General features: G+C 51.3%; 14 protein-coding genes. 11 read left to right on the plus strand and 3 right to left on the minus strand.

Going from position 1 to position 16,341, the window contains the following annotated elements; genetic code table 11:
* The first annotated feature begins 8 nt into the window (after positions 1-8).
* The 4 genes from BLR64_RS07885 (at position 9) to ybaK (ending at position 3,880) form a co-directional block, all read left to right on the plus strand.
* Positions 9-491: an SRPBCC family protein gene (locus tag BLR64_RS07885; RefSeq protein WP_090713598.1), complete on the plus strand. Its 483-nt coding sequence runs from the start codon at positions 9-11 to the stop codon at positions 489-491.
* A gap of 955 nt (positions 492-1,446) precedes the next feature.
* The gene (locus BLR64_RS07890; protein ID WP_415840996.1) at positions 1,447-2,778 is read left to right on the plus strand and encodes a right-handed parallel beta-helix repeat-containing protein; all 1,332 of its coding nucleotides are present in this window, start codon (positions 1,447-1,449) and stop codon (positions 2,776-2,778) included.
* Positions 2,779-2,947: 169 nt separating this feature from the next.
* The gene (locus BLR64_RS07895; protein WP_068720975.1) at positions 2,948-3,199 is read left to right on the plus strand and encodes a YolD-like family protein; all 252 of its coding nucleotides are present in this window, start codon (positions 2,948-2,950) and stop codon (positions 3,197-3,199) included.
* Positions 3,200-3,406: 207 nt separating this feature from the next.
* Positions 3,407-3,880, plus strand: coding sequence for a Cys-tRNA(Pro) deacylase (ybaK, locus tag BLR64_RS07900; protein WP_090713599.1), 474 nt, complete (start codon positions 3,407-3,409; stop codon positions 3,878-3,880).
* Between the two features lie 82 nt (positions 3,881-3,962).
* Here the strand turns inward: ybaK and BLR64_RS07905 are convergent, their stop codons facing one another.
* Positions 3,963-4,709 carry a YdcF family protein gene (locus BLR64_RS07905; protein ID WP_090713669.1) on the minus strand — a complete coding sequence of 249 codons (747 nt, stop codon included), beginning with the start codon at positions 4,707-4,709 and terminating at the stop codon, positions 3,963-3,965.
* Positions 4,710-4,931: 222 nt separating this feature from the next.
* On the opposite strand from BLR64_RS07905, the gene BLR64_RS07910 reads away from it, so the two are divergent.
* From BLR64_RS07910 to BLR64_RS07935, 6 genes are all read left to right on the plus strand, one after another.
* Positions 4,932-6,536 carry a response regulator gene (locus BLR64_RS07910; protein WP_090713600.1) on the plus strand — a complete coding sequence of 535 codons (1,605 nt, stop codon included), beginning with the start codon at positions 4,932-4,934 and terminating at the stop codon, positions 6,534-6,536.
* Between the two features lie 33 nt (positions 6,537-6,569).
* Entirely contained in the window at positions 6,570-8,324 is a 1,755-nt protein-coding gene (locus tag BLR64_RS07915) for a cache domain-containing sensor histidine kinase (RefSeq protein WP_090713601.1), read from the plus strand.
* A 27-nt stretch (positions 8,325-8,351) separates the two neighbouring features.
* The gene (locus tag BLR64_RS07920) at positions 8,352-9,668 is read left to right on the plus strand and encodes an ABC transporter substrate-binding protein (RefSeq protein WP_090713602.1); all 1,317 of its coding nucleotides are present in this window, start codon (positions 8,352-8,354) and stop codon (positions 9,666-9,668) included.
* Positions 9,669-9,901: 233 nt separating this feature from the next.
* Positions 9,902-11,254 (plus strand): ABC transporter substrate-binding protein, encoded by a 1,353-nt coding sequence (locus tag BLR64_RS07925; RefSeq protein ID WP_090713603.1) that lies wholly within the window; start codon positions 9,902-9,904, stop codon positions 11,252-11,254.
* A 112-nt stretch (positions 11,255-11,366) separates the two neighbouring features.
* Positions 11,367-12,299: a carbohydrate ABC transporter permease gene (locus BLR64_RS07930; RefSeq protein ID WP_090713604.1), complete on the plus strand. Its 933-nt coding sequence runs from the start codon at positions 11,367-11,369 to the stop codon at positions 12,297-12,299.
* A 1-nt stretch (position 12,300) separates the two neighbouring features.
* Positions 12,301-13,137 carry a carbohydrate ABC transporter permease gene (locus BLR64_RS07935; protein ID WP_090713605.1) on the plus strand — a complete coding sequence of 279 codons (837 nt, stop codon included), beginning with the start codon at positions 12,301-12,303 and terminating at the stop codon, positions 13,135-13,137.
* A gap of 167 nt (positions 13,138-13,304) precedes the next feature.
* Here the strand turns inward: BLR64_RS07935 and BLR64_RS07940 are convergent, their stop codons facing one another.
* Entirely contained in the window at positions 13,305-14,483 is a 1,179-nt protein-coding gene (locus BLR64_RS07940; RefSeq protein ID WP_090713606.1) for a hypothetical protein, read from the minus strand.
* A 407-nt stretch (positions 14,484-14,890) separates the two neighbouring features.
* On the opposite strand from BLR64_RS07940, the gene BLR64_RS07950 reads away from it, so the two are divergent.
* Positions 14,891-15,460, plus strand: a complete 570-nt coding sequence (locus tag BLR64_RS07950) for a YdhK family protein (RefSeq protein WP_090713608.1) — start codon at positions 14,891-14,893, stop codon at positions 15,458-15,460.
* 94 nt (positions 15,461-15,554) lie between these two features.
* Here the strand turns inward: BLR64_RS07950 and BLR64_RS07955 are convergent, their stop codons facing one another.
* Positions 15,555-16,112: a TVP38/TMEM64 family protein gene (locus BLR64_RS07955; RefSeq protein ID WP_090713609.1), complete on the minus strand. Its 558-nt coding sequence runs from the start codon at positions 16,110-16,112 to the stop codon at positions 15,555-15,557.
* Positions 16,113-16,341: the final 229 nt, after the last annotated feature.

Here is a 16,341-nt window from a genome sequence, read left to right on the forward strand (position 1 = left end):
GAATCCAGATGACTGCCAGACTTCAGAAAGTGCCGGACGGCTTTACAGCAACGTTTGACCGCCATTACAAGCATACAGTAGATGAAGTCTGGGCTTATCTGACGGACAATGAGCTGCTTTCCAAATGGTTTCCTGAGCTTAGGGCCGGTGAGCTGGGCACGGGCGGAAGCATGACGTTTGATATGGGGGACGGGACGTATGAGGTGATGGGCATCTCGGATTACGAGCCTGCCGCTGTGCTGGAGTACGCCTGGGGTGAGGATAAGATCAGGTTTGAGCTTGTAGCAGAGCCGGGCGGAAGCAGTCTTCGGCTAATCGAGACGATAAGTACAATTACGGACCACACTCCCAGGGACCTGGCCGGCTGGCATGTCTGTCTGGATGTTATAGAAGCGCTGCTGGAGGGAAAAGGTTTCGTTAACCGCAAGCATGCGTGGGAAGAACAGTATAAAGTGTATTCCGGACTGGTTGAGCGGATGCGCAATAGCTGAATAGAGGATCATATGAAGCTGCCCTGCCGGGCAGCTTTTTGCATGATCAGATGCCTATCGTACCCTCTACAAGTGAGACACGAAAGAAAAATCGAATTCATTCACATATATGTAATAAATTTACTCAAAAGCATCTGTACAATCCTAAAAAAGGATTTATAGTGGAAGTTAGGTTGACTCCTGCGGAAATGTGTTTTTCGCAGCAATCTGCAGTTTCCAAGTTATTGGAGGGATGTCATGAACGATGAATAACTGTTATCGGTAATAACAGCAAGAATGACATGGAATGCTACAGCTGCAGCTGCTACTGAAAAAATAAAAAATTAATCCGGAGGTAAATGTTAACGTGAAAATAAAAAAGAGATATTCTTTCACTGCATGTATTGCGCTTTCTGCTGTAATCGCTTTTGGCGGCTTGCAATGGGGGATACCGTCAGTACATGCGGCCAACGTCTTCAGTGATGATTTTGAGTCCGGCAGCGCCGGTAATTGGACCAGCACGACAGGTACCTGGTCAGTAGTAAAGGACGGCAGCTCTTATGTATATTATCAATCCGGCAGTTCAGAAGGCCGTACCTCGGCAGGCAGCGGCTCCTGGACCGACTACAGCGTCAAGGCTGATGTCAAAATCGATAATTTTAACGGCACAAACCGTACGTATGTGTGCGGACGTTACAAGGACGGGAACAATTACTACGCCGCTTCCATCTCCAATTCGAACGGGGGAACACTGGAAATCCGCAAAAAGTTCGGCGGCGAAAGCACTACACTTGCTACGAAGACCGGCTTCTCCATCACGACAGGAACAGTGTACAACATCCGGCTGGAACTAGCCGGGGATTCGATCAGCATGTATGTAAATAATGTGCTGCAACTAAATGCACACGATAACATTTTAAGCTCCGGCGGGGTTGGATTGATTGCCTACAAGACGGCTGCCAAATTTGATAATGTAATTGTAAGCGATACCACAGCTGCTCCTACATCCACGCCAACCGCTACAACGGCACCCACCAGCAGTCCGACAGCAGCGCCTACACCGACTGCAACTCCTTCAGCAACAGCGACAACAGCGCCCACTCCTGCGCCTACAGCTGTCCCGACTGCAACTCCGGTTTCCGGCGCGCTTTATGTCGCTGCTAACGGTGCTGCGGGCAATGCCGGTACGATTGGAAGCCCGACTACGCTGCAATCTGCATTAACCCGGATTGCTGCGGGCGGAACGATATACCTGCGCGGCGGCACCTATTCCTTCTCTTCACCAGTGACGATCGAGCGGGATAACAGCGGCACCGCCAGTGCGCGCAAGACCATCGTCGCCTATGGAAGTGAAAAGCCGGTTTTTGATTTCTCCGCCCAAGCATTTGCATCCTCGGAACGCGGATTACAGATCTTTGGTCATTACTGGCATGTAAAAGGACTTGAAGTCAAGGGAGCCGGAGACAACGGCATCTTTATTGGCGGTAACTACAACATTATCGAGAATATAGAGGCGCATCATAACCGGGATTCCGGACTGCAAATCAGCCGTTATGCCTCGTCTGCCGCCAGCATGAGCGAATGGCCAAGCTACAATCAGATTATCGGCGTATACTCCCATGACAATTTTGACCCGGATAACGGGGAGGATGCGGATGGCTTTGCCGCCAAGCTGACGATTGGACCCGGAAATGTATTCGATAAATGCGTTGCAGCCTGGAATACCGATGACGGATGGGATTTGTACACCAAGACGGATACCGGCCCCATCGGCGTAGTAACCATTAAGAATAGCATTGCCTACAAGAACGGCCAAACCTCCGACGGCAATTCAACTTCAAACAGTGACGGCAACGGCTTCAAATTGGGCGGGGAATCCATCTCTGTGAACCATATTGTGACGAACAGCGTGGCCTTCCAGAACAAAAAGCACGGCTTCACCTATAACAGCAACCCCGGCTCCATCAAAATGACCAACAATACGTCATGGAGCAACGGCGGAAGCAACTTTGCTTTTGATGCAGGTACCCATGTCTTCACGAATAACCTGAGCTTTGCCGGATCATCAAGCGACAAGACAAGCGGAACGGATGTTTCCAGCACTAACGTATGGTGGAAGAATAACGCGAGCACCAACGCCAAGGGGCTTGTGGCGAGCAGTGCGGATTTCGTCAGCCTGACTCCTTCGGTTATCCGGAATGCTGACGGCTCTCTCAGCCTCGGCAATTTCCTGAAGCTGGCCTCAGGCAGCGATTTGATCGGCTCCGGTACGCCAGCCGGCACTAATATCGGCGCCACCATTCAATAGTTTATGCAATAACACTGTATTAGGAGGAACCGGGCTGCTGTCCGGTTCCTTTTTGCTGCACTGCGGGTTGCTGCCCGGGGAGTACATGTTATAATATTTAGGAGCATTCATTATAGCTGCTGAACAGTTGCTAAAAGGAATCCCAGGAATGGCTTAATGGAGGTAAAGCGTGGCAAAAGCGAAAGTGGCCAAACGGCCGACGAGAGATGAATTTGTGCTGGAGGAGCTCGGCAACCAGTTGACAGAAGCAATGCAGGAGGAGTCAGTGATCGTGCTGACCGTATGGGGAAAAGAAGAAGAGGTGCGCGGGCAGATTACCGGTATGGACTCCCGGACCGGCAAGGTGCATGTCAGCTTTAACGGGGAACTGCACAAGGTTCCGTTTATGGATATTATGGCAGTGAATTATCCGCGCGATTAGCCGGGCAAGACAGCTTGACCGGATGACGATTCCAAATAACTGAACCCTTGGGCCGCCAAGGGTTTTTGTTATTGTCCGGCAGAGCTGTCCCGAGCATTAACGCATCCGGTATTATAGACTGCAAACGGCGCGTGTTATAATAGCTTTTATACATATTCAGCGGGTTATAATCTATTAAATGATACTGGGCAGAAAAGGGTGGGAAACATGCAGACAGGTAAAACAAACGCGCTGCGGATGCTGGATGCCAAGGGCATCCGCTATGAGGTGCATCATTATGATAACGAGGACGGGGCGATTCACGGAACCGCGGTGGCCGAAAAGATCGGTCTTGATCCGGATACGGTCTTTAAGACTTTGGTGGCACATAACGGACCCAATCTGTATGTGTTCGTCATTCCGGTAGGCGGGGAGCTGGATCTGAAGAAGGCCGCCAAGGCTGCGGGAGAGAAGAAGATCGAGATGCTGCCGATGAAGGACCTGCTGAAGTGGACAGGGTATATCCGGGGCGGCTGCTCGCCGGTCGGGATGAAGAAGCTGTATCCGACTTTTATTGAGGAAAGCGCGGAGCTGTACGATACGATTGCGGTCAGTGCCGGCAAAATCGGCATGCAGATGGAGCTGGACCCGCAGGAGCTGGCCGGCATGACAGATGCCGTATTTTACGATCTGGTCAAATAGGACGCAGGACACAAAAAGCAGTGGCGCGGGAAAAATTCCTTCGGCCACTGCTTTTTATTTAGTCCGCTGCCGGCCAGGCTGTCTATAACCTGGCCGCCAGCAGGCCAAGGTATTCCTTCAGCGCCACTCCGGTAGACTCCATCGATCCGGGTGAAGGGAACAGCTTGGAGAGGGTGAAGGAGCCTATGCGGCTGACCCTATAATCGCTCGGATAAGCCTGCGGGGATAACCCGGCGCTGCGGAATTCCTCCATGCCGCGCGCGATATGGAAGGCGGAGGTGACCAGCACCGGGCGGCTGAGCCCGTGCTCCTTCATCAGCGCTGCGGTAAACTCAGCGTTCTGCTCGGTGTTGAGCGACTGGTTCTCGGTCAGGATATCCTCTGCCGGAATGCCAAGGCCAATCAGCTGGCGCTTCGCAATGTCCGCTTCATTGCCGCTGTCGGCGAACACCTGGCCGCCGGTGAACAGCAGCGGCAGGCCGGTTTCCCTGTATAACCGGGCTGCCGTCAACAACCGGTTGGCCGCAGGCCCATACAGATTGCCCTCGCCGTCAATATCCGGCGTTCCGCTTGTTGCCCCGCCGCCCAGTACGACGATCACATCGCCGTCGATCCGGGATGGCGGACTGTATTTACGCTCCAGGCTGCCCATCAGCAGACTTGACATCAGCGGTGTCATAGACAGGTAGAGCAGCAAGGTAATAACCAGCAGAGTGACGGCCGGACGGCGGTTTTTGCGCCAGATCCAGAGTGCAGCCGCAGTCAGCAGCAGGACGAACAGGCCCGGCGGCAGAATAAAGCTGTAGATGAATTTAATGAAATAGATCAGGAAGATGACCGCCTTTCCTTTTTGGTACAAGTATACAAGCTGCAGCCGGATTGTGCCATGCGGCCGCATGAAGAGGGGAACAGACAGTTACGGATCACCCGCTTAAAAAACTGCGGTTTTCCATTAAAAAGCTGCATCTGTCCTGCCAGGCTTCTGTGGTACAGTAGTGGTGGGGCAATCCCGGAAGCGGCAGCAAGATGACATATACACGGAGGAACAAGCATGAACAGAAGCATACGTGTGGTACTGGCCGATGATGAGCCGGTCATTCTTCGCGGGCTCAAAAAACTGATCGCCTGGGAGTCGCTCGGCCTTGAAATCGTCGGGGAAGCAAGCGACGGGATTGAGCTGAAGACGCTGATAGACAGCGCTGCTCCCGATCTGATTATCAGTGACATTAGCATGCCGGGTTATTCAGGCATTGACATTATACGCGAGATTCATGAATCAGGCCGCTCCATCAAGGTGGTGTTCATCAGTGCTTATCAGGAGTTCGCTTATGCCCGGCAGGCGCTGCAGTACGGCGCGGTGGACTACCTGCTTAAGCCGGTCAATACCGGCCAGCTGGAACAGGCGGCAGGCAAGGCAGCCGCGCTGATCCGCCAGGAGTCGGAGGAGGAGCGGAACAAGGAGAGGCTGAAATCCTATGAACGTAAAAAGGTCTCGGGCACGATTGAAGAGCTGCTCGAACAGCTGACGGACGGCAACAAGGGGGCTGCAGTCACGCTGGCCCGGCTGGGGAATACGGCCATTACCCGCTTTGCTACCGTTTGTGCAGTGGAGATCGATGAATACAGCGGCGGCTCCTCCCGTTGGGAGGAGCATGAACGCAAGCTGGTGGAATTCGCGCTCAGCAATATTATCAAAGAGACGGTCGAAAGCAGCGGCAGCGGATATGTGTTCCGCAAGGGGGAACGGCTGTGTATGCTGCTGCAGCATGAGCAGGCTGAACAGCCGCTTGCTCTGTTGATTGATCTGCACCAGAAGATCAACAGCTATCTCAAGCTGCAGGTGACCATCGGCGTGGGCCTGCCGGGAGACGGAATGGAGGAGGCGGACGAATCCTACCGCAGCGCCTTGAAAGCGCTCAAATCCAAATATTTCTGCGGCTTGAACCGGGTTATCGCAGATGACGGCGCTGCTCAGGCTCATTCTTCACTGTCCTCGCCGGCCTTCCTGGCGGAGACTCAGCTGTCGCTGATAGAAGCGCTGAAGATGCTGGAGAAGGAGACTGCCGCCGGCCGGTGCAAAGAGCTGCTTGACCAGGTGGAGCAGCTCTCCGTCGGCAGCCCTGCCCAGGCGGTATCGCACATCTACAATACGGTGCTCCAGCTGGAGCAGGAACTTGCCGAATACAGTGCGGATGCTGCCGCCCAGCAGGGCCCCAGCCCGCTGCTGCTGGAGCAGCTTACTGCGGCTCCAACCTATGCTGCGCTGGGGGAGGCTTTCTGCAGCGTGGTACAGCAGCTGTACGACCAGCTGGCCGGCAGGCTGAGCGGCAAAGAGATGCCCCAGCTGCTCCAGGTCAAAGCTTATGTGGAGGAGCATTATGCCGAGAATATTACGCTGGAATCCATGGCAGCGATGCTGTACATGAACCCGTATTATTTCAGCAGCTTTTTCAAGAAGCATACCGGCCAGAACTTCAAGCACTATTTAACGGAGGTAAGGCTGAACCATGCCCGCCGGCTGCTGCTCCAGAGCAATCTGATGATCTATGAAATCGCCGAGCTGGTCGGCTATAACAATGCCCGTCATTTCAGCGATATGTTCAAGAAGAAATTCGGCAGGCTGCCGCAGGAATATAAACAGTCCTGGAAGCCTTGACGGCATGATAATAGAGTTTAAGGGGGAGTATGCGTGCTGAACCGGGGGAGGAGCAGCAGTATTTTCGTCAAATTTTCGGCATCCTTTCTGCTGGTCGGGCTGATTCCGCTGCTGGCGCTCAGCTTTTTTTCCGTCAAGACCTTTTCCGGTTATGTGGAGCGCTATACGGCCAACAATCTGCAGCAGATGGTGCTGTATATGGGCTATAATCTCAACTCCGCGTTTAACCAGTACAATGAAATCTCCAAGCTGATGTACACCGGCCGTTACGACGGATACATCGACAGCTACAGCCGCAACCAGACGGCGAATGTCAATGAGCTGGGGCAGATTAATGCCATCCCGATTGACAGCTTCCTCAAAACGCTGCTGTTCAGCGATTCCTATATTACCGGTGTGCAGTTTGTAAGGAGTGCGGACGGCAAGGTATACTCGCAGCAGAAGGAGAACCGCTCGCTGGTAACGGACGACTTCGCCCGGCCGGAGTGGCTGGCGGCCATGGCTAAAGATCCGGCCAAAGCAGCGGTATTTCCGGCACATACGGATGATTACTTTTTTGACTCTCACAAAACCGTATTCACCATCGGCCGCACCCTGATCGATACCTCGGGCAGAGTGTCCCGGGAGCCCAAGGTGGTTGGGACCCTTTTCCTGGACATCGACACCTCGCTGTTCCAGCAATTTATCGGGGAGCTCAGTCTCGGCGCCAAGGATGAGCTGTACCTGCTGGACGGCCAGGGCAGAGTGTATTTCAGCAATCAGAATGTGGCTCCGGGGGCAGTAGTAGAGCCCGTGCTGGATGATAAGGAGCGGATCACACTCAGTCAGGAGATCCCTTTTCTGGACGGGCAGATTATCGCCGGAATCCACCGCGGCAGCCTGTTCGAGCAGCTGCTGTCGGCAAGGATGACTGTATATACCGCCATTGCAATCTGCGCGGTTGTGATGATTGTAATGGGGGCGTGGTTTTCCCGCCGCCTGGCTGCACCGATCAGGGAGCTGATCAGGCAGATGACGGTGGTGGAGTCAGGCAACCTGGATACCCAGCTGACAGTGAACAGCAATGATGAGATGGGCCGGCTGGCCCATGGGTTTAACCGGATGGTGGAGCGCCTCAAAATTCATATTGACGAAGCCTATGTGGCCCAGATCAAGCAGAAGCAGACCGAGCTGAACGCGCTGAAAAGCCAGATCCGGCCGCATTATCTATACAACACCCTGGAGGTTATCCGCATGAATGCAGTGGATAAGGAGGCCGGGGAAGTGGCGGATATGATTCTGGCCCTCTCGGATCAGCTGAAGTATGTAATCGATTACGGGGAGGACCGGGTCAGCCTCGGCAGCGAGCTTAATCATCTTCATAATTATTTCTACATTATTTCCGTCCGGTATGAAAACCGGTATACGCTTCAGCAGGAAATTCCGCAGGATATTGATTTGGACTGGCCTGTGCTGAAGCTGTCGCTGCAGCCGGTGGTCGAGAATGCTGTACAGCATGGTCTGCGCCAGAAGGGCAAGGGAACAATAGGCATCACGGTTGAGCGTAGGGGACACGTAATGGCTGTCACCATTTATGATGACGGCATCGGGATGAGCCGGGAGACACTGGCACAGCTTCACCGGAATCTGGAAGACCCCGCCGCCCCCAGCAAAAATGTAGGCCTGAAAAATGTCCATGAACGTATCCGTTCCAGCTTCGGGGATGAGTATGGCCTTACCGTCAGCAGCCGGGAGCATATCGGAACATCCGTTACCCTGCTGTTTCCTGTTATTGAACAAAGATCGTAGTCTACTGTAAGGGAGCGCAAGCGGTGTATGTACAAGTTTAGCAAAAGAAAAACGGCAGCGGGTATTCTCACCCTCGCGATCCTTGCCTCCTGCAGCACGGGCCGCTCCGGGGATGAGGGCGGGGGAGAGGAGGAATCTCTCCGGCCGGTCACCTTTTCCATTGCTTATGCTGCCGGGGATATGGCGACGACTCAGGCACTGAAGGCGGTTATTGCCGCCTATATGCAGGCTCATCCCCATGTGACGATCAAGGACCTCAGCGAAATTTCCTCCAGCGCCTATCTGGACTGGCTGAAAATAAAGGATGCCGTCGGCGAGTTTCCCGATCTGCTGGAGATGCGTGATACAGAGGCCTTCGCCGCTGCAGGCAAAATCGCCCCGCTCCCGAAGGAGCTGGTGGAGCTTCTGGACCATCCTGTACAGGTGTACGGACAAGTGTGGAACGCTCCGCTGTATGAAACCCCGCCGCAGGGCATCATCTACAGCAAAAAAGCTTATGCGGCAGCCGGAATTACCAGTCTTCCGCAAACCTATGATGAGTTTCTGGACGTGCAGGAGAAGCTGAAGGCCTCCGGCATTACACCGCTGGTGGCCGGGGGGAAGGATCTGTTTCACCTGGGCTTCTGGATCAATAAATTTCTGATCGATAATGTGTATGCCGCTGATCCGGACTGGAACGAACAGAAAACGGCCGGCAAGACCAGCTTTACCGATGCCAATGTGATACAGGCCGTAAGCGACTTCAAGCAGCTGTTCACCCGTTATGTTGATCCAAGCTGGCAGAATATCGGCGATAACCAGACCGTATCCTTCCTTGTGTCAGGGAAAGCGGCCCAGCTCTACTCGGGGCCCTGGATGTTCTCGCCGATTGCAGCTGCGGACCCTGCCTTTGAATTCGGCTTCTATGCGGTGCCGGACCGCACCGGGCAGGTCAAGGTGACCGGCCTTCCTTCGCTTGCCGGCTGGTCCTTCTCGACGGAAGCCGCCGGTGATCCGGTAAAGGCAGCAGCGATTACGGATTTCCTGCAATTTTTCTTCAGTCCTGAGCAGTACGGCACCTTTCTGGCGGCAATTAACGGGATTCCGGCCACCATAGTTAAACCGGTCTATCCGGTCAGTGAGCCGATGCAGGAGGCGCTGCGTATTCTTGACGACCCGCAGACTGTGAAATCAAGGATGATCAACAACTGGTGGGGCGGCAATACCATTCCGCAGCAGTTCCGCAACTGGTACTATAAGCTGCTGGAGGAGCTCGTTGTCAGAAATGGCGATGTAAGCAGCGCAATGAAAGAAGCAGACCGGGAATATGACCGGCAGGCGCGGGAAGAGGGCTTGAAGGAATAGCAGAAATTTAGCTGAATAACGGACATGCGAGGGGGATCTGCGGATCTCCCTCTTTTTGTATCATGGAGATTTATTAAAATTACCGCATACGGAGCTTAAAAAACTGCATTCAACCCTTGAGTGCAGAATGCTATCCTGTAATCACAAGGAAACGCTTTCTAAGATGATGCGCACATCGGGTGCTGTTTCCCAGGCTTTAATCCATCTTCAGTCTCATAGGGGGTCTTGTTCATATGTATAAGAAATCAGTAACCGCATTGTCTGCAACCCTTCTGGCCGCAACGGCCATTCTGTCGGCTTGCGGAAGTAACAATAACGCTTCAAATACTGCTAACAACGGAAATAACACAGCAGCAACTAATGCACCAGCGGCAACAACGGACGCCAAAAAAGAAGTGCAGTTCTCCATCGGCTATGCGTCCGGCGACCCGGCGACCAAAGAGGCGATTGCAGAAGCCGTCAAGGCTTTCATGGAAGCCAATCCTAACGTCAAAATCAAAGACATCAGCGAAACCTCTTCAGCGGCTTATCTGGACTGGCTCAAAACCAAGGATGCCGTCGGCGAATTCCCGGATCTCGTTGAAATCCGTGACACCCAGGTGTTTGCAGATGCCGGCAAAATTGTCGAGCTGCCTGCCGATCTGGCCGAGCTGTTTGACAATCCGCCGCAGGTTGACGGTAAGGTGTGGAATGCTCCGATGTCGGTAAACGTGCCGCAAGGCATTATCTACAGTAAAAAAGCATATGCCGATGCCGGCATCACCGAGCTTCCCAAAACGTATGACGAGTTTCTCGCGATCCAGGAGAAGCTGAAGGCCAGCGGCATCACCCCGCTTGTTGTCGGCGGCAAGGATATTTTCCATATGGGCTTCTGGGTGAACAAATTCCTGATTGATGATGTGTATTCTAAGGACCCGGACTGGAACTCCAAGCGTACGGCCAAGACAGTCAGCTTCACGGACGCCAATGTTGTACAGGCAATGACAGACTTTAAGGACCTGTTCACTAACTATGTGGACAAAGGCTGGCTCAGCACCGGGGATAACCAGACGGCTTCCATTCTCGTAGCAGGCAAAGCGGCCCAGCTCTATTCCGGCACCTGGATGTTTACGCAGATTCAGGAGGCAGATCCAAGCTTTGAATTCGGCTTCTATGCCATTCCTGACCGTGAAGGCAAAGTGAACGTAATCGGTCTGCCGTCGCCGGCCGGCTGGTCGCTTTCTGCTGAAGCTGCCAAGGATGCGGACAAAACAGAGGCGATCAAGGATTTTATCCGCTTCTTCTTTGCACCTGAGCAATATGCCAAATATCTGGCCAGCATCAACGCCATTCCTTCCACCAAAGAGAAGGTTACTTATGAAACCGGAGAACAAATGCAGGTGGCTCTTGATCTGATTGCCGACCCGAATGTCACCAAATCGCTGGCAATCAACAACTGGTGGGGCGATAACCTGATTCCTCCGCAGTTCCGCAACTGGTTCTACAAGCTGCTGCAGGATCTGGTCGTGAAGGACGAGAACGTCACCGATTACATGAAGCAGGCCGACACCGAATATGACGCTCAGGTGAAAGCGAACCAGCAATAAGCAGCACCGGATTACAGGTAAAAAAAGAAAAGCTGCCCGGGGGAGGGAAGTCCTGCTATTGAGCGGGCCCAGACCTTCTTTCCGGGGAGCATCTCCGGGAGGGAGAGCATCCATGTCTACAGCATTGCAACAGACAGACAAGCCGCTTGCGGCGCTTAAGCCCAAGAAAAAGAAGCAGTGGCAGTCCTATGCGCTGATGTTTATTTTGCCGTCTTTTCTGATCTATACGCTGTTTGTCATCGTGCCGACAGCAGGCAGTATTTATCTCAGCTTCACCTCATGGGATGGTATAAGTGAGGATATGCGGTATATCGGGTTCGCCAATTTTGTGGAAATCTGGCACAGCCCCCGCGTACACAATGCACTTAAAAACACGCTGGTCATGACCATCAGCCTGGTGGTACTCGAAAATATCGCAGCGATTGCCATGGCGATTCTGGTGGATAAGGTCCGCTGGTTCCGCAATCTGTTCAGAAGTATTTTTTATTTCCCGACACTGCTGAGCGGGATCGTAATGGGCTTTGTGTGGGCAATGATCCTGAATTATAATTTCGGCGTGTTCAATCAGATTCTTGATGCAGTCGGACTGGGCAGCTGGGTGGTTGACTGGCTGGGCAATCCGAAATACGCCATGCTTTCGATTATTTTGTCTACGGTCTGGAAAGGCGCGGGCTATTACATGATTATTTATCTGGCCGGGCTGCAGGGCATTCCGCCTGAGCTGAATGAGGCGGCCAGCATTGACGGGGCGAACGGCTTCCAGCAGTTCCGGCACATCACCTTCCCGCTGCTGGCCGGTTCAATGACGGTATGTATGGTACTGTCGATGATCAGCGCGCTGAAGATTTTTGACCAGATTGCGGTCATGACGGATGGAGGTCCGGGCTTTGAGACCGAGACATTGACCTATATTATTTACAAAGTCGGCTTTGGCGAGCTGCGGCAGGGCTTTGGTACGGCGCTGGCCATGGTGCTGTTCCTGATCATTATGCTGATTACAGTCATTCAAGTGAAATTCCTCCGGAAACGGGAGGTGCAGATGTAGCATGACTCTTCAAACGAAAAAAAGATTTGCTGAAATCTCAATGTTCATTGTTACGCTGGTGCTGGCTGTCATTTTCTTTTTCCCGATCTTCTTCAATCTGATGTCGGCCTTCAAAAGCAACGCCGAAATCATGCGGGACGCGATTGCCTTTCCTAAAGGGCTATACCTGGAAAGCTTCAAATATCTGCTGACCGAGACGGACTTTCCGCGCGCCATTCTGAACAGCCTGATTCTGACCCTGGTGTCCATCGTGGCCCAGGTGCTGATCATTCCGATGGCCGGCTATGCGATTGAGCGGCGAAACGCGCGCTGGACCAGGTTCATGTTCCTGTATTTCCTGGCCGGGATGATGATTCCGTTCCAGGCTTACATGATTCCGCTGTTCAAGGAGCTGAGAATGTTCGGCTTGTACGGCAGTCTGGCCGGTCCGATTCTGGTCTATGTCGCCGGTGCTGTCGGCTTTGGCTGCCTGCTCTACACCAGCTTCGTTAAAGGCATTCCGCAGGAAATTGAAGAAGCAGCGGAAATTGACGGCTGCTCACGCTACGGGATCTTCTGGCGGATCGTGTTCCCGCTGATGGGTCCGGTTACGGCCAGTATGGTGGTGCTGAACGGACTGGGAATCTGGAATGACTTCCTGATGCCAATGCTGGTGCTGCCTTCTGGCGAGCCAAAGACGATGGTGGTGGAAATATACCGCTATATAGGAGAGTTCTCCTCACGCTGGGATATGATCTTTGCGGGAACGGCGATGTCGGTTGTGCCGGTGCTGATTGTGTTCGTCGCCCTGCAAAAATATTTCGTCAAGGGTATTGCGGCGGGAGCCACAAAGGGTTAAAAGGGTTAAAGGAACGTTCTTTATGAGGTTTGCCGCAGAAATATGCAGAAAGACAAGAAATATAGTTCTATAAAGAGCCTGCGCCCAGCGCGGGTTTTCTGTTTTAAGCCGGAAATGGACAAGTATAAAAAGGATTAAAATGTATCCGATTAATCCTCAGCAATAACTCAGCAAGTACAGATGTTCGAAATGGGGTCGAGTGCTTCAACCGATTTCCCATATTTGCACATGGCGTTACAGTCGTTTCGTAAATCCGAAAAACGAATGTATGAGACAGGGCCGCACTGCGTTCGCTGCAAAGAAGGACGAAGCAGTTGTGCTCGCACTTCTTTTTCCCGTCTATCCGGGCAAATTAGATACAGCCTGGACGTTGCATTTCCTATGGATAATGATAAATCATGCAGTCTGAGAATTCCGGAGTAGATGGAGGTGCTCTTCTCAACTTCAAACCCCGAAACAATCTCATTACGTTCATTGAGCCAAAGAACATCGATAAAAGCGATCGTATCCGTAACAGATTTAGGGAGATCCATGGCTGGAAAAGCAGACAGGGAATACCGCCCTAAAGTCTCGTTCTGCCACTGTCTCTGATGATCGTTCTGGGCGATCCAGACGTTGTACCCAAAGGACCGTCCCAGTCTCGCCAAATACAGCTGCATTTCGGAATGTTCACTTTCTTCGTTAGTATCATTCAGCACCTCCAGATGCCGCTTATACCGCCCCTTTTCCCGTTTCTTTTCCTCCTCTTGAAGAAATGCCTCAGCATTCCCGCTAACAATCAAGCGCCCGGTTCCTATTTCAAACAGCAAGCCAGAAATGGCGCCCAGGTCCTTGGATAAGGATGAGCGGTAAGCCGTGTTGATGTCCAGCAATGTCTCGCGCATCTCCAAGTAAGCCGGCCAGGAGCCGAGCTTTATCTTACGATCCAGCAGGGAGTTAAACCCATTCACGATGGCTGTGTTGAACGGGGGGAAAAGTGTAGGATGCAAAAAATACAAGATATTAGCTACCGCAGGACCAAGGCTTTTTATATGGTATTGATCCAGTTTCACGATCTCAGTCAATATTTGCTTTTCGTCAGAGGCCTGCAGCACGGCCTTCAAAAATCGGCCAAAAGCCAGCTGGTTCTCTTCATTTTCATAAATGTCGGGTATGCGCAGTTTAGGTTTCCAGTAAAACGCATGTGCAGCACCTTCAAAAACTTGTTTTTGTTCACAAATCGCCTCCATACTCAAATCATATCTTGGATTATAATGTCGATTTAACAGAGTTGCTGTGCGATTTGTTCGTTTGATGTGACCCTCCTCTTGGACGAATGAATGGAAGAGCAGGAAACCTCCAGCCACAGCGCCACGGCTCTTCATCTCAAGCGATGAGCGAAGAAGAGATGATGGCCACGATGTATAACATTTACACGGTTAATGGGAAATCGTGTTCCTTAATCGATCCCTTGACGGCCAGGGTCTTGGGATACGATTCGCTTACGTTTGATAAATGCCGGATTGTGAAACTCATTTTTTTCACAAAAACCACATTAAATCTTCATACTTTCAGGTTAATGAAAGATAGCATCACCTCATTCGAAGACAGAAAGGAGAATGTTGTTTCATGATACATGAACAGTTACAGGAGTGCATTGAGGAATGTCTACGTTCTATGCAGACGGTATGAAATCTGATTCGCTGGAGACGATAATGCATACGCGTTAGTCTGCATAAATTTCACAATTCACCTATGAAGGAGTGTTATTTATATGAAAAAAGGTTTGTTCATTTTAGCTACAGCGCTGGTGGTCGTCATCAGTGGCTGTGGAAATACCGCAAATAACGGAAATGAAGCGTCCAACACACCCAATAACGCTGCATCCAGCATGAATCATTCGGAGATGGAACATGAGAATATGACAAGTGAAGTACCTGAAGGGTTAAAGGAAGAAGCGAATCCGGAGTACAAGGTCGGCGATCAAGTCGTCATTACTGAGGGGCACATGCCCGGGATGAAGGGGGCTGCCGCAACCATTGTAGGGGCTTATGATACTAATGTCTACGCGGTATCGTATACACCGACTACGGGAGGAGATCCGGTTACCAATCATAAATGGGTCATTCAGCAAGAATTAGAAGATGCTGAAGACCAGCTTTATGTACCTGGCTCCGAAGTGGTGCTTGACGTTGATCATATGCCTAGTATGAAGGGGGCTGCCGCAACCGTAGATACAGGTGAGCAAACCACTGTATACATGATTGACTATACCCCGACAACAGGCGGAGAGCCCGTAAGAAATCATAAATGGGTAACAGGAGATGAGTTGAAAGCGAAATAACGAGGATGAAAGAAAGCAGCCGCCAAGGGCTGCTTTCTTTTGTTTTAAGGAAATCTTGCAGATATGGGGTCAAAGAATGCCGTTAAAAATTTGGCTACCTATGTCTTCTTTTTCTAACGGTGAAAAGGATTAAAATAAGTACGGTACTAACTAATATCAAAGCCACACTGAGGTATTCTTTGCTGAGAATCAGCAATTGCTGAATTGAATAGGCTTCAATAATCACGGCTGGTAACTTTCCAAGCATACTTGCCGATCCAAAAGTGAGCCAGCTAACGCGACTAATAGAACTGGAAATATTAACCAATCCTGATGGGACAAAGGGGAGGATTCTTAACGCGAGAATGAGAAAGAATGCTTGGTGCCCAGAAGTTTGTTGAAGTCTTTTTAAATATTTATTCTCATTTTTTATACCCCGCATTAAGGACAAAAAGCCCCTGCGATAAAGAACAAAGCTGACAATTGCACCGAGCACTTCTCCGAAAAAGGAAATAATCATTCCGTTAAGAAAACCGAAAAAAGTGATGTTAGCTCCTGTGAGAAATACACTAGGGATGAAAGCAAAAATGCTTATTAATATATTTAAAACCAAACTTAAGATAATGGCGAAATAGCCACTCTCACCTAACAATTCAACCACGAACGCAGCCATACAAAATCCGTTCCTTTTTTTATTTATAGAATCGCATCTATATCATCTGTTGGACAGTCTGATTCAATTAATTCTATCCCCCTATCATGGACTTTAAGTATATCCTATCCTCTTTTTGTTTGCACTTTGATAACTTGGGGCTCATCCGTGAGTTCTATCTCTTTATATAGTTTATTATCAATACGTATACTTGCATATGTACTGGTATCGGGCCGGTCCTTTCTTATGG

Source organism: Paenibacillus typhae, assembly GCF_900099765.1.
GTDB classification, from domain to species: domain Bacteria; phylum Bacillota; class Bacilli; order Paenibacillales; family Paenibacillaceae; genus Paenibacillus_AQ; species Paenibacillus_AQ typhae.